The sequence below is a fragment of the Streptomyces sp. JB150 genome (genome assembly GCF_011193355.1).
GTDB lineage: Bacteria > Actinomycetota > Actinomycetes > Streptomycetales > Streptomycetaceae > Streptomyces.
The window spans coordinates 3,625,362-3,638,234 of record NZ_CP049780.1 but is presented as its reverse complement, the minus strand read 5'-3'; the positions used below and the strand labels follow the sequence as shown (position 1 = coordinate 3,638,234).

11 protein-coding genes are annotated in these 12,873 nt (G+C 72.8%); 9 read left to right on the top strand and 2 right to left on the bottom strand.

The window, feature by feature from the left end; genetic code table 11:
* Positions 1–135 precede the first annotated feature (135 nt).
* Complete coding sequence (locus G7Z13_RS17035; RefSeq protein WP_240926243.1) at positions 136–1,266, bottom strand: helix-turn-helix transcriptional regulator; 1,131 nt, start codon at positions 1,264–1,266, stop codon at positions 136–138.
* 215 nt (positions 1,267–1,481) lie between these two features.
* Here G7Z13_RS17035 and G7Z13_RS17030 point away from each other — a divergent pair, with 215 nt between their 5' ends.
* The 9 genes from G7Z13_RS17030 (at position 1,482) to G7Z13_RS16990 (ending at position 11,618) form a co-directional block, all read left to right on the top strand.
* On the top strand, positions 1,482–2,099 hold the full coding sequence (locus tag G7Z13_RS17030) for an NAD(P)-binding domain-containing protein (RefSeq protein ID WP_166000265.1): 618 nt from the start codon (positions 1,482–1,484) through the stop codon (positions 2,097–2,099).
* Positions 2,069–3,004, top strand: a complete 936-nt coding sequence (locus tag G7Z13_RS17025) for an AfsR/SARP family transcriptional regulator (RefSeq protein WP_346767992.1) — start codon at positions 2,069–2,071, stop codon at positions 3,002–3,004. The genes G7Z13_RS17030 and G7Z13_RS17025 overlap by 31 nt, the downstream gene beginning before the upstream one ends.
* A gap of 129 nt (positions 3,005–3,133) precedes the next feature.
* The gene (locus tag G7Z13_RS17020; protein WP_240926242.1) at positions 3,134–4,510 is read left to right on the top strand and encodes an FAD-binding oxidoreductase; all 1,377 of its coding nucleotides are present in this window, start codon (positions 3,134–3,136) and stop codon (positions 4,508–4,510) included.
* Positions 4,511–4,716: 206 nt separating this feature from the next.
* Positions 4,717–6,066 (top strand): MFS transporter, encoded by a 1,350-nt coding sequence (locus G7Z13_RS17015; RefSeq protein WP_166000262.1) that lies wholly within the window; start codon positions 4,717–4,719, stop codon positions 6,064–6,066.
* 131 nt (positions 6,067–6,197) lie between these two features.
* Complete coding sequence (locus tag G7Z13_RS17010; RefSeq protein WP_166000261.1) at positions 6,198–7,259, top strand: long-chain fatty acid--CoA ligase; 1,062 nt, start codon at positions 6,198–6,200, stop codon at positions 7,257–7,259.
* On the top strand, positions 7,259–8,641 hold the full coding sequence (locus G7Z13_RS17005) for an aldehyde dehydrogenase family protein (RefSeq protein WP_166000260.1): 1,383 nt from the start codon (positions 7,259–7,261) through the stop codon (positions 8,639–8,641). Before G7Z13_RS17010 ends, G7Z13_RS17005 begins: the two co-directional genes overlap by 1 nt.
* 76 nt (positions 8,642–8,717) lie before the next feature.
* On the top strand, positions 8,718–9,116 hold the full coding sequence (locus G7Z13_RS17000; protein ID WP_166000259.1) for a tyrosinase family oxidase copper chaperone: 399 nt from the start codon (positions 8,718–8,720) through the stop codon (positions 9,114–9,116).
* 51 nt (positions 9,117–9,167) lie between these two features.
* Positions 9,168–10,088: a grixazone synthase gene (gene griF / locus G7Z13_RS16995; protein WP_206313084.1), complete on the top strand. Its 921-nt coding sequence runs from the start codon at positions 9,168–9,170 to the stop codon at positions 10,086–10,088.
* 195 nt (positions 10,089–10,283) lie between these two features.
* Positions 10,284–11,618, top strand: coding sequence for an MFS transporter (locus tag G7Z13_RS16990; protein ID WP_166000258.1), 1,335 nt, complete (start codon positions 10,284–10,286; stop codon positions 11,616–11,618).
* Positions 11,619–11,706: 88 nt separating this feature from the next.
* On the opposite strand, the gene griH is transcribed toward G7Z13_RS16990, so the two are convergent.
* Positions 11,707–12,813 (bottom strand): 3-amino-4-hydroxybenzoic acid synthase, encoded by a 1,107-nt coding sequence (griH, locus tag G7Z13_RS16985; protein WP_166000257.1) that lies wholly within the window; start codon positions 12,811–12,813, stop codon positions 11,707–11,709.
* Positions 12,814–12,873 lie beyond the last annotated feature (60 nt).

The window sequence follows — 12,873 nt, the reverse complement described above, 5'->3', positions numbered from 1 at the left end:
GGGGCGCCTGTTGCCGGCGGTGAGTGTATCCGTCACCCTGTCATGCCGTCGTCAGGGAGGCGCGGGAGGCAGGGGCTCAGGGCAGCCGGAAGAGGCAGGGCAGCCGGAAGAGGGGCAGCCAGGGAGGCGCCGTCCTCAGCTGTCGTGGACGCGGACGATGCCCGGCTCGGCGCGGGGCGCGTAGTACTCGGTGAACAGCTTGCCGACCAGCTCGCCGCGGCTGGAGACGCCGACCTTCTCGAAGACGGCCTTCACGTAGTCGCGGACCGTGTGCGGCGACAGGTGGAGCTCCTGGGCGATCTGGCCGGTGGACAGCCCGCGGGCGATGCACTGGGTCACCTCGGTCTCGCGCTCGGTCAGCTCGTAGGCGTCCACGATGAGCGGCACGACCTCGGAGGTCTTCGCCGGTTCGATCACCACCGCGGAGGGGCCGAGCGAACCGTCCGCCTCCCGCAGGCACGAGGCGTGGCACACCAGCCAGCGGCCGCTGCGGGCGCGCACCCGCACCCGGGCGTGCCCCCGGTCCCGCTCCTGGGCGATCGCGCGGGCCTTCAGCGCGGTGGACTGGATCCAGGCCGGCACCTCCAGTCCGGAGGCCGCCCGCACGGCGGGACCCTCGGGCAGGTCCTCGAGGTGGGCCAGCGCGTCGTCGTTCGCGGACAGCAGCGTGCCGGTCGCGTCGAACAGCAGCAGGCCGGGGCCGTGCGGGGTGTCGGGCAGGGACTGCGGGACGGTTCCGGCGAACGAGCGCAGCTTCCTGGCCAGGGGGGTGATCAGACTCTCGATGAGCTTGGTCTCGGCCGGTCCGAACGCCGGACGGCCCTTCGCGCGGAAGAGGCTGATGTGCCCGTGCGGGCGTCCGCCGACGCGGAGCACGGCCCGTAACTCGTCCTGCAGGCCGCGCGGCTTCATGAACGCCTGGAACAGGCTGCTGCGCGCGGGCAGGTCGCCGGTGGCCTCGCGCAGCCCCGCCACCGGCCGCTCGGCCTGGGCCAGGTCGCGGTAGAGGTTGACGTTCTCCGTGAACAGTTCGCACTCCCAGTAGACCGCGCAGCCCTTCTCGTCCAGGTTCTCGGCGCGGATGGGGGCGGCCATCATCCCGGTCTGCGGATCCGTGACCCGCCAGACCGCGGCGTCGTACGGCATGAGCCTGCGCAGGTGGTGGGAGGTCTCCGCGAACATGGCGAGCGGATCGGTGCTCCGCGCGGCTCGGCTGAGGAGTTCGGTGCGTCCGGTGTCGACTCGGGTCGGCTGGGCACTGGTCACCGTCCGATGGTCGCAGGCCGCCGGTCCGCGGCCAACCCCGCACTTGAGGGGTATGCGCCGGCGGGCGCGGGCGCGACTCCCCTCGAATGCGGGGATGAAAAGCCGCGCGGGTTGCGGAAGGGTGGCGGCCGGAACGAGGTGGTCCGCGGCGCGGGGCCGCCCGTGCCCACCGAAACGTTCCGTCCGTGCAGGCCAGGAGCGGGAGCCGACCAGCAATGAGAGTGGGAGTCATCGGGGCGGGCGACATGGGCAGGGCGATGGCGCGGCGGGCTGCCGTCGCGGGCGCGGTCGTCCTGCTGGCCGATCGCCGTATCGGACGAGCCCGCGCAGTGGCCCGGGAAGCCGCCGCCGGAACTCCCGGAGCCGTCGTCGCCTGCACCGCACATGTGTCCTTTCAGCCAGATTTGGTGATCCTCGCGGCACCGCGGGACGAGAGCGCCCAGGCCCTGCGGACCAGGGCGGGAACGCTCGCCGGGAAGGTGCTCGTGGAGGTCACCGCGCCGCACGAGCGGACCGCCGGGCGACGCATGCGGGATCTGGTCGACGTCGCGCCCGAGGCCCGCTGGGTCAGGGCGTGCCCCGCCGGGGACGCCGAATCCATCTACCGCGGCGAGCTGGACCAGCAGCCCGTCGACGTCTTCGTGGCATCGGACGACGAGACGGCGAAAGTCCTGATGGTCGAGCTGGTAAATCGGGCGAAGTTGAGAGCACTGGACGCGGGCGGCCTCGACCGGGCACGTCTGCTGGATGAAATGGTGCGGCTGGGTAGGGAAATAAGCCATCAGTTGGCTGCGCCGGAAGGATGGGGACTAAAGTTCCTGCCGAGCTGGTGAGCTACGGAGAGGCGGCGACTCCGTATCGCCGCCAAGACTTCGGGGGGATCATGACCGGGAACCCTGCATTTCTGGCGCTCGGGCCTCTTGTCGTGCACGGGGCCAAGGGAGAGGTGAAACTCAGTGGAGATCGGCAGCGCATTCTGCTGAACATGCTGCTGCTGGAAAGCAACCGGGTCATCGAGGTGGAGCGCCTGATAAGAGCCATATGGGACGACTCCCCGCCCGTCACGGACCGCAGTCAGATACGCATCTGTATTTCGTCATTACGTCGGCAATTCGCCGGCGGTGATGTTCCCGCCACCATCGAGACGCACAAGACCGGATACCAACTCCAGGTCCGCGACGACGACATCGACCTGCACCGGTTCGCCCGGCTGATCGGCCAGGCCCGGCTGGAGGCACGCACGAGGGCGCCCGGCGAGGTGGTCGGGCTGTTCCGCGAGGCCCTCGCACTGTGGCGCGGACCGCTCGGCGCCGGTCTCGGCAGCCCGCTGCTGGACAGCGTCGCCCTCAAGTACCACGAGGACTACCACTCCGCCCTGGAGGACTGCTTCGAACTGGAGCTGCGCCTCGGCTACCACCGGCGGATCCTGGGTGAACTCACCCACCACGTGACCGAGCACCCCTTCCGCGAGACGCTGATCGCGCAGCTGATGATCGCCCTGTTCCAGTCCGGCCGCACGGCCGACGCGCTGGCGCTGTTCCGCACCACCCGGCGGCGGTTCAGCGAGGAACTGGGCATCGAGCCCGGCGAGCGGCTGCGGTCGCTGGAACGTCTCATCCTGGGCAGCTCCGAAGCCCGTACCCAGTCCGAGGAATGGCGGAACCTGCTGTTCGGTCCGACCAGTCTGACGGACTCCCCGACCACCCCCCGTCGCCTCCTGCCGTCCCCCTCAATTTAGGGAGGCGGCACCGGCGGACTCCCTCTCCGGCTGGGGATGGCCGGTCTGTGTGGCGACGGAAAGACTCGATCCCGTCGCCGGTCGTGGCCCGCGCGCCAAGGGCCGCAACGCACAGAGAGGGATCTGCCCGTGACCAGCTCAGCGCAGCAGTACGAAGTCGAGAACAGCGCGGTGGACCGCCTCGTCGGCCAGGTGAAGGGTGAGGTCCTCCTGCCCGGCGACCCCGGCTACGAGGCGGAGCTGGCGGGCTTCAACGAGATCGCCCGGCACCGGCCCCGGCTGATCGTGGCGGCGGTGCACCCCGACGACGTGGTCGCCGCCGTCCGGTTCGCGGGCGAACGCGGACTCGCCGTCGGGGTCCAGGCCACCGGTCACGGCATCGCCGCCCCCGACGAGCACGCCCTGCTGATCAGCACCCGCCGGATGAACACCGTGGCCGTCGATCCGCTGACCCGGATCGCGCGCGTCGAGGCCGGTGCCCAGTGGCACCAGGTCATCGCGGCCGCCGCCTACCACCACCTCGCCCCGCTCAACGGCTCCTCCCCGCTGGTGGGCGTCGTGGGCTACACCCTGGGCGGCGGCCTCGGACCGCTCGGCCGGCAGTACGGCTACGCAGCGGACCACGTGACCCGGTTCCGGATCGTCACCGCCGACGGACGGCACCGCACCGTCACCCCGGAGGCGGACGCCGACCTGTTCTGGGCGGTGCGGGGCGGCAAGGGCAACTTCGGTGTCGTCACGGACCTGGAGTTCCGCCTCGTGCCGGTCCGCCGGCTGTACGGCGGGGGCCTGTACTTCCCGGGCGAACTCGCCGCACCGCTGCTGCGGACCTGGCGGGACTGGACCCGCCGGGTGCCCGAGTCCATGACCTCGTCGGTGGCCCTGCTGCGGCTGCCCGGCCTGCCCGGGGTTGCCGGCCACCCCGCCGGGCGGCTCGCCGTCCATGTCCGCATCGCCTTCACCGGACCGGCGGAAGAGGGTGAGCGCCTGGTGCGCCCGCTGCGGGCCGTCGGCGCGGCGCTGGCCGACACCGTCCGCGAGATGCCGTACACCGACGTCGCCGACATCCACCAGGACCCGACCGAGCCGCTGCCCTACCACGAACGCAACATCGTGCTGCGCGACCTGGACGACGCGGCCCTAAAACGGCTGCTGGAGGTGGCCGGGCCGGACGCCGACTGCACCGACCCGATGGTCGAGGTGCGGCAGCTCGGCGGGGCGCTGTCCCGGCCGCCGGCCGTGCCGAACGCCGTCGGCAACCGCGACGGCGCCTTCACCCTGTCGACCCTCTCGCTGCCCGGCTCCCCGGACCGGGTGCTCGCCCCCCTCTCCGGCTGGGGCACGGGCCGCCGGTACGTCAACTTCCTCGCCGGCCCCGACACGGCCGACGCCGCGGCGGACTGCTACGACGAGCGGACCCGCGCCCGCCTGGACCGGCTGAAGGACCACTACGACCCGGACAACCTGTTCCGCCGGGGCCACGCGCTGCGCCCCGAGCACGACTGATCCGCCCCGGACCGCCCTGCCCCCCGCCTCGGGCGCCTCCGGCCTTCTCCTTCCCGCCTCCGCCTCTCCCCTGGCTTTCCCCCTCCAGCTCTCCCCTCCCCTCCCTTGCTCTGCCCTGCTCTCCTCCTCCCCTCCTCCCCTCCTCCCTCCTCTGTCCTCTCTCCTCTCTCCTCCTCTTCTCCTTCGTCTCCGCAGAGGGATCTCCCATGACCACAGAACAGGCCGTGTCCGTCACGGCCGACCACCCCGCTCCGCTCAGTGCCCGCTCCGCGGGGCTGCGCTACGGCGCGCTGTTCGGCCCCGCCGTCTTCGGTGTCACCGCGGCCGGTGTCGCCCTGCCGGACGTCGCCGCGTCGCTGGACGCCACTCCCTCGGCCGCCGCCTGGGTGCTGACCGCCCACGCCCTCGCGCTGGGTGTCGGCACGGCCCTGTTCGGCCGGCTGGCCGACTCGCGTGGAGTGCGCGCGTCCCTGCTGCTCGGCTCGCTGGTGCTCGCCCTCGGTACCGTGATCTGCCTGGTGGCGCCCGACATCGGCACCCTGGTGGCGGGCCGTTTCGTGCTGGCCGCCGGCTCGGGGGCCATGACCTCGGGCGCGCTGGCGCTGTCGGCCTCGGCCGCCCCGGCCGACCGGGCCGCGGTGCTGGGTGGTTTCGGCGCGACGATGGCGGTCTTCTCGGCCAGCGCGACCCTCGCGGGCGGTGTGTTCACCCAGTGGGTGACCTGGCGTATCACCCTGGTCCTGCCCGCGCTGTCGCTGCTCGCGGTGCCGCTGTGCCTGCGGGCCGCAGCCGCCCGGCGGGGCAGCGGACGGCCGCTGGACCTGCCCGGCGCCCTGCTGCTGACGGTCGCGGCGATGTCGTTCCTGCTGCTCATCCAGTCGTACGCGCTGGGGCTGTCCGCTCCGGTGGTGATCGCGCTGGCCGCGGCGCTGCTGGCGTCCGCCGTGGGGCTGCTGCTGCGGGTCCGCGCGGTGCAGGCGGCCTTCGTGCCGCGCCGGCTCGTCTCGGACGGCGTCTTCCTGCGGGCCGCGGTGACCGGCATCGGCGTCTACGCCGGTCTGTTCGCCGCGATGTACGCGGTGCCGCAGATCCTGGTCGGCGAGCACGGCTGGAGCGTGCTGGCGGTGGGCGCGTGGCTGCTGCCGGGCGCGGTCGTCGGTGCCGTGCTGTCCCGGACGGCGGGCAAGCTGACCGGCGGCCGGGGCGGCAGCGTGCTGCTGAGCGGCATCGCGGCGGCCATGGCGGTCGTGCTGGCGCTCTCCGTCGCGCTGTCCCACCCCGCGCCGGTGGTGATCGGTGCCTCCCTCGGCTTCGCCGCGTTCGCGGTCACCCAGGTCATCACCACCGCCCTGATGTCCGCGCGCGTCGAGCCCGCCCTGCGCGGCGGTGCGATGGGCCTGCTCAACCTCACCTTCTTCGTCGGCGGCGGCGTGGGCAGCGCCACGGCGGGAGCCCTGGTGAAGTCGATGTCGCTGACCGACCTGCTCCTCGTGGTGGCGGTCTTCCCGCTCGTGGGCGCGCTGACCGCGCTGACGCTCGGCCGGCGCGACGCGTGACGGCCGGGGGTGCCGCGGCGAGGCCCGGCGCGGCACCCCCGGCGGAAAAACAACGGCGATACAGCAGCGATAGGCGTCGGCCGAAGGATGGACGGGTCGGCGCCTTTCCGCGTTGAGGAGCGCATCCAGCCATGACGACAACAGTCACGAACACCGCATTCGACCTGCATGTACGGAAGACGGTGGCCTGGCACTTCGGGGAGGACACCGGGTCGCCGTTCTGGCTCGCCAAGCGCCCCGCGCTCGGCTTCGACCCGCTCACCGAGGTGCACGGCCTGGCCGACCTCACCCGGTTCCCCGACGTGAGCGCCGAGCTGCGCCGGGTGCCCGTCCGGGACCTGATCCCGCGCGGCCTGGCGGACCGGCCGTTCCGGGTCTACGACTCCGGCGGGACGACCGGGTCGCCCAAGCGCATCGTGGACGGCGGCTACCGTGCGCGGATGCTGGTCTGGGCGCGGCAGCGCCTGATCGAGGCCGGGGTGCCCGCCGAGGGCGACTGGCTGCACCTGGGCCCGAGCGGCCCCCATGTGATCGGCTACGACGTCTCCCGCTACGCCGCGCTCGGCAACGGGCTCTTCCACACGGTCGACCTGGACCCGCGCTGGGTCAAGCGGCTGCTGGCGCAGGGCCGTGAGGCGGACGCCGACGAGTACGTCCAGCATCTGCTGGACCAGGCGGAGACCATCCTCGCCACCCAGGACGTGGCGGTGCTCAACACCACGCCCCCGCTGCTGGAGGCCATCTGCGCCCGCCCCGCGCTGTACGAGGCGGTCCGCGCCAAGGTCCGCGCCGTCCTCTGGGCCGGTACGTCCATCAGCGCCGAGAACCTCCGTCAGCTGGAGGAGGTGTTCTTCCCGGAGGCGACGGTCGTCGGCATCTACGGCAACAGCCTGATGGGCGTGGCTCCGCAGCGGCCGGCCGTCCCCGGTGACGAACACCGGTGCGTGTTCGAGCCGTTCCCCGAGACCACCCGCCTCGAACTGGTGGACGACGAGGGCCGGCCGGTCGCCGACGGGGAGCGCGGCCGGGTGCGGCTGCACCTGGTGAGCGAGGAGATGTTCCTGCCCAACGTGCTGGAACGCGACAGCGCGATCCGCGTTCCCGCCCGGCCCGGCTCCCCGGTGGAGGGACTCGCGGACGTGCAGACCTACCGCCGCCTGGACGACGTACGCGTGATCGAGGGGGTCTACTGATGACCGGCGTGAGCCCTGTGACCGTCGACCCCTTCGTCTGCGGCCGGACGCTGACCAGCTCCGACCGCACCCGGGTGCCGGACGTGCGCGGCGGCGACCTCGCCGACGTGGGCACCGCGCCGCGGCTGATGGCGCTGGCGGCGCTGCGGGAGCTGCGGGAGCGCGCCGACGGCCGGCCCCCCGGCGAGGACGTGTTCGCCGAGGCCGCCGAGCTGTTCGCCACGGCCACCCTGGAGGGCGAGAGCCCGCAGGATTACGCCGCGCACGTGGCGCACGCCACCGGGCTGACCGCGGCGGCGATCGAGCAGGCGGTCGCCGACCTGGTGGCCGAGTTGCGGGAGCTGCCCGAGACGACCGCCGCGGAGCTGCCGCGCACCGGCTTCGGGCAGGGATTCGATACCCGCTGGGTGCCGCGGGGCCGGGTCTTCGCGGCGGTGATGGCGAGCAACCACCCGGTGCCCAACGTCACCTGGGCGCAGGCGCTCTTCCACGGCTACAGCGTGGCCGTCAAGCCCGGCAGCCGCGACCCCTTCTCGGCCCGGCGGCTGATGCGGGCGCTGCTCGCGGCCGGTCTGCCCGCGCACAAGGTGGCCTTTCTGCCCGCCTCGCACCAGACCGGGGAGTTCCTGCTGCGCGAGGCCGACCGCGGGATCGTCTACGGCGGCGACAGCGCGGTGCGGCGGTGGCAGGGGCAGGAGTCGGTGGCGGTGCGCGGGCCGGGGAGGACCAAGGCGTTCGTGGACGTGGAGCCCGACGACGCGGTGATCGACCACCTGGCGGTGTCCGCCTCCTTCGACGGCGGCACCCGGTGCACCAACCTGTCCGCGGTGCTCACCACCCGCCCGGTCGGGGAGGTGGCCGAACGGCTGGCCCGGCGGCTGGCCGAGCTGCCCTCGGTGCCGGCGACGGAGCGGGGTGCCACGCTCCTGGTCGCGGACCGGGAGCGGGCGGAGCGGATCCGCGGGCAGCTCGACGCGGTGCGGGAGGGCCTGGTCGACCACTCGGCCCGGATCGACGGCTCGGGCCCGGTGGTCGAACTGGCCGACGGATCGTTCCTGCTGCGGCCGGTGGTGCTCGCGGCCGACCGGGCGGACCACCCGGCCGTCGGGGTGGAGCTGCCGTTCCCGTTCGTGGTCGTCGCCCCCTGGACGGAGGCCGACGGGGTGGCGCCGCTGCGGGACTCGCTCGTGCTGAACCTGCTGACCGCCCGTGCGGAGCTGGCGGAGGCGGTGATCCGGGAGCCGAGCGTGCGCAAGGTGACCCGCGGCACCGTCCTGCCGTGGACCGCGGTCCCCGGCATCCCGCACGACGACAACTACACCCAGTTCCTGCTGGAACCGAAGGGCGTGGTGGTGTCCGGGGCGGGGGCGACGGCCGCCTGACCGCGGCACCGCACGGCTTCCCCCCTCGCCCTCCTCGCCTCCTCGTGTCCAGCCGATCCACAGGAAGGTCATGATCATGACAATCGAGCGCCGTGAGATGGTCAAGCTCACCGCGGGCGCGGCCCTGGCCGCCGCGGCCGCCGCCGTCCCCTTCGTCACCGGGGCCGCCGATCAGGAGCCGAACGGCACCGCCGCCGACGCGCGCCCGGCCGGCACCGCCGACGACACCGAGTACACCGAGCGGTACCAGGGGCGCACCATACGCGTCGCGTCCGCCGCGGCCGGCGGCGGCGTCTTCATCGACGGCCGTCCGCTGCACCTGATGAAGTTCGCGGACGACGCCTACCTCAGCTCGATGTGCCACTACGAGATGGCGCCCACCCCGCTGCACGCCGCGCGCCGGGCCGTCGAGGAGCTGCGCGGAGCGGCCCTCCTGCCCGGGCACGGCACCCACTCCCACGTCACCACGGTCTGAGCCGCCGCCCAGGTCAACGTCCGACCTCTCTCTTTCCGAACGGGACCCGTCATGGTGCACATCCGCAAGAACCACCTGGACATGACCGCCGAGGAGAAGCGCCGCTTCGTCAACGCGGTCCTGGAGATCAAGCGCAGAGGGATCTACGACAAGTTCGTGGACCTGCACATACGCATCAACTCCGTGGACTACCTGGACAAGGAGACCGGCAAGCGGCTCGGCCACATCAACCCCGGCTTCCTGCCCTGGCACCGGCAGTACCTGCTGCGCTTCGAGCGCGCCCTGCAGAAGGTCGACCCGCGCGTCACCCTGCCGTACTGGGACTGGACCATCGACCACGGTGAGGACTCGCCGCTGTGGGACGAGGAGTTCATGGGCGGCAACGGCCGGCCGGGCGACCGCCGGGTGATGACCGGCCCGTTCGCCCGGGACAACGGCTGGGTGCTGAACGTCAGCGTGGTGCCCGTCGGCGACGAGAACCCCGCCCTCAACGGCAACTACACCCACGACGAGCGCGACTACCTCGTCCGTGACATGGGCACCCTCACCGACAAACTGCCCACGCCCAAGGAACTCGACGACACCCTCGCGCTGCCGGTCTACGACTGCCCGCCGTGGAACCACACCTCCGGCGGCGAGGCGCCGTACAACAGCTTCCGCAACCACCTGGAGGGCTACACCAAGTTCCCCTGGGAGGAGAAGGTCGGCAAGCTGCACGCGGCCGGGCACGTCTGGGTGGGCGGCCACATGATGTACATCGGCTCGCCCAACGACCCGGTCTTCTTCCTCAACCACTGCATGATCGACCGGTGCTGGGCCCTGTGGCAGGAGCGCAACCCCCACGTGCCGCACTACCTGCCGCTCGTGGACACCAAGGACGTCCCCGACATCGACACCCCGCTGGGCCCGTGGCACACCATGACGCCCCGCGACCTCATCGACCACACCAAGTGGTACCGGTACGACAAGTAGGCCATCCGGCGGCGCCGGACCCGGGCGGACACCCGCCGGGGTCCGGCGCCGCCGTGTCTGTGCCCCGCCTCACGTCACCCGTCCCACGTCACCCGTACGACGTCGCCTGACCCACTCGCCCGAACCGCCCCGTCCCCCCGCACCCCCCGTCATCCCGTCCCCCCGTCATCCCGTCACCCGTCAGGACGGAGACCCATGACCTCCTCGACCTCGCCTCTCGCCCCGCACCGCGAACGCCCGGCCCGGCTGCTGCCCGCGACCGGCACCGCGGTGTCCGTGCTCGCCCTGTGCTGGACGGCCGTCTTCTTCGACGGCTTCGACGTCATGGTCTACGGCGCCGCGCTGCCGTACCTGCTCGACGACCCGGAGTTCGGCCTGGACGCGTCCGGCGCCGGAACCGTGGGCAGCTGGACCACCTTCGGCATGCTGCTCGGCGCCCTGGGCTGCGGCAGCCTCACCGACCGGCTCGGGCGCCGCCCGGTCCTCGTCGGCTGCGTCCTCGCCTTCTCCCTCGGCTCCGGCGTCTGCGCCCTCGCCCCCGGCGTTCCCGTCTTCGCCGCCGGCCGGCTGCTCACCGGCCTCGGGCTGGGCGGGCTGATCCCCGTCTGCCTCGCGGTGGTCGCCGAGTTCACCCCCGCCCGCCGGGTCGCGCTGGCCACCGGCATCCTGATGTCGGGCTACCACGCCGGCGGCATGGCCGCGACCGGGCTGGGACTGGCCGTGGCCCCGGAGTACGGCTGGCGCTGGGCGTTCGCCGCCGGTGTGCTGCCCGCCGTCGTCGCCGTACCGCTGATCCTGCGTCACCTGCCCGAGTCTCCGACCGCGCTGCGCGTCCGCGGCGAACACGCCCGCGCCGCCGCCACGGCCCGCCGCTACGGCGTCCCCGCCCCCACCGAGACGCCCGCCCGAACCGGCACCCCGGCGGGCCGGGCGGCGGCGGTGCGGCGGCTGGTGGGCCCCGGCTGGCGGTGGCCGACGGTGCTGCTGTGGACCGCCTCCGCGTGCGGACTGATGCTCGTCTACGGCGTGAGCACCTGGCTGCCCCAGCTGATGCGCAGCTCCGGCTACGGGGTCGGCTCTGCCGTGGGCCTGCTCATGGCGGTCAACGCGGGCGGCATCGTCGGCATGCTGATCGCCGGCACGGTGGCCGTGCGGTTCGGCCCCGTCGCGGTGTCCGGCACCTGGTTCCTGCTCACCGCCGCGGCCCTGCTGCTGCTCGCCGTGCGGCTGCCGGTACCGGTGACGTACGCCCTGATCACGGTCACCGGCGTCTGGCTCTACAGCGCCTCCACGATGGTCTACGCGGTGGCCGGCCGGCTCTACCCCGAGACGCTGCGGGCGCCCGGCCTCGGCTGGGTGAGCGGCGTTGGGCGGCTGGGCGCGGTGTTCAGCCCCTGGCTGGGCGGTGTCCTCATCGCGAGCGGGCGTGAGGAGTGGGGCTTCCCCGCCTTCGCGCTGGCCGGGGTGACGGGCGCCGTCACCGTGGTCCTCGCGGCCGCGGCGTTCCGCCGTACCGCCGCGCGGGCGTGAGAACGCCCCCGGCCACGCCGGCCCCGGTGGGGCGGCGCGGCCGGGGGCGGTGGCCGGGAGCGGGGGAGACTCCCGGCCCGCCTCGGTGCTACTTCTCCAGGCAGAACTCGTCGATCGGGTAGCCGACGTGCCGGTCCTCGCTCGGCAGGTAACCGAGCACGGTGTCACCCGGCTTCAGCTCGGTGCTGTTGAGCACCGCGCCGCCCGGGCCGAGCACCCGCACGTGCCAGTCGTCCTGGAGGATCAGGTTGACCCGCTGCCCGTTCGGCGCCTCGGCGTCGATGGAGATCAGCGGACGGGACTCGATCTTCACCCGGCCTACGGTGACGAGCCGGGTGTTGCCCTTGACGTCGACGGCGGTCACCTTGCTGCCCGCCTTCAGCTCGCTCAGGTAGTTGGTGCGCTCGTCCTTGCCCAGGGTGTAGGAGTGGATGGCGCCGGCGTTGACCCGGAACGGACGCGTCGGCATGTACGGCAGCGGGTGGGTCTCGCTGACGCAGAGGATCATGCCCTTGGAGTGCGAGCCGACCAGGATGCCCTCGTCCTCCCGGAAGTGCGTGCAGGTGTCCACGCAGGCCCGCTCGCCCATGCCGATGTGGGTCGTCTCCACGATCCGCAGTTCGACCAGGTTGAGGTTGGGCACGTCGGCCTCCGCGGCCCGCTTGAGCGCGGCGGTGTCACCGACGCCCTTCGGGGCCATCATCACGCCGTCCGAGCCGTGCTCCAGCACGCCGAAGATGATCTCGGCCTCCTCGACGTCCTGGGCCACGGTGATCAGCGAGCCGGTGGACCGGGCCGCCGCGGCGATCACGATCTCCAGCGGAATCTTGGTCGGGTCGCGGAACAGCAGCACGCTCCACTTCTCGGTGCGCGCCGACTCGCAGGCGTCCTCCAGGGTCGGGGCGTCGATGATCTCCACGAACCGCCCGAACTCCACGTCGGGGTGACGCAGCGCCAGCTCGGCGGGGGTGGCGCCGTGCCGGGCGGGGTCGACGATGACGACGGAGGCGTCACCGAAGTCCTCCGGCAGCGGCTTGCCCTGCGGGAAGAGCACCTTGGTCACGGTGGGCGGCAGGTCCTTCAGGTCCGCGACATCGTCGGCGACGATCGCCTCCACACGGTGGTGGAGCGCCTCCTGCACGATGGCGTCGCGGGCCTCACCGAGCGAACGGATGTCGAGCCAGCTGATCTTCATGGACGTACCTTTCGGAGGGTGAGTAGGGCGGTACGGCGTGCGTTGCGCGTTGTCCGCGCC

Bases quoted from the DNA above. Each gene is read 5' to 3' on its own strand.
- G7Z13_RS17030 (WP_166000265.1), top strand. From the start codon at position 1,482: ATGAGAGTGGGAGTCATCGGGGCGGGCGACATGGGCAGGGCGATGGCG.
- G7Z13_RS17010 (WP_166000261.1), top strand. From the start codon at position 6,198: ATGACGACAACAGTCACGAACACCGCATTCGACCTGCATGTACGGAAG.
- G7Z13_RS17000 (WP_166000259.1), top strand. From the start codon at position 8,718: ATGACAATCGAGCGCCGTGAGATGGTCAAGCTCACCGCGGGCGCGGCC.
- griH (WP_166000257.1), bottom strand. From the start codon at position 12,813: ATGAAGATCAGCTGGCTCGACATCCGTTCGCTCGGTGAGGCCCGCGAC.
- griF (WP_206313084.1), top strand. From the start codon at position 9,168: ATGGTGCACATCCGCAAGAACCACCTGGACATGACCGCCGAGGAGAAG.
- G7Z13_RS17005 (WP_166000260.1), top strand. From the start codon at position 7,259: ATGACCGGCGTGAGCCCTGTGACCGTCGACCCCTTCGTCTGCGGCCGG.
- G7Z13_RS16990 (WP_166000258.1), top strand. From the start codon at position 10,284: ATGACCTCCTCGACCTCGCCTCTCGCCCCGCACCGCGAACGCCCGGCC.
- G7Z13_RS17015 (WP_166000262.1), top strand. From the start codon at position 4,717: ATGACCACAGAACAGGCCGTGTCCGTCACGGCCGACCACCCCGCTCCG.
- G7Z13_RS17025 (WP_346767992.1), top strand. From the start codon at position 2,069: ATGGGGACTAAAGTTCCTGCCGAGCTGGTGAGCTACGGAGAGGCGGCG.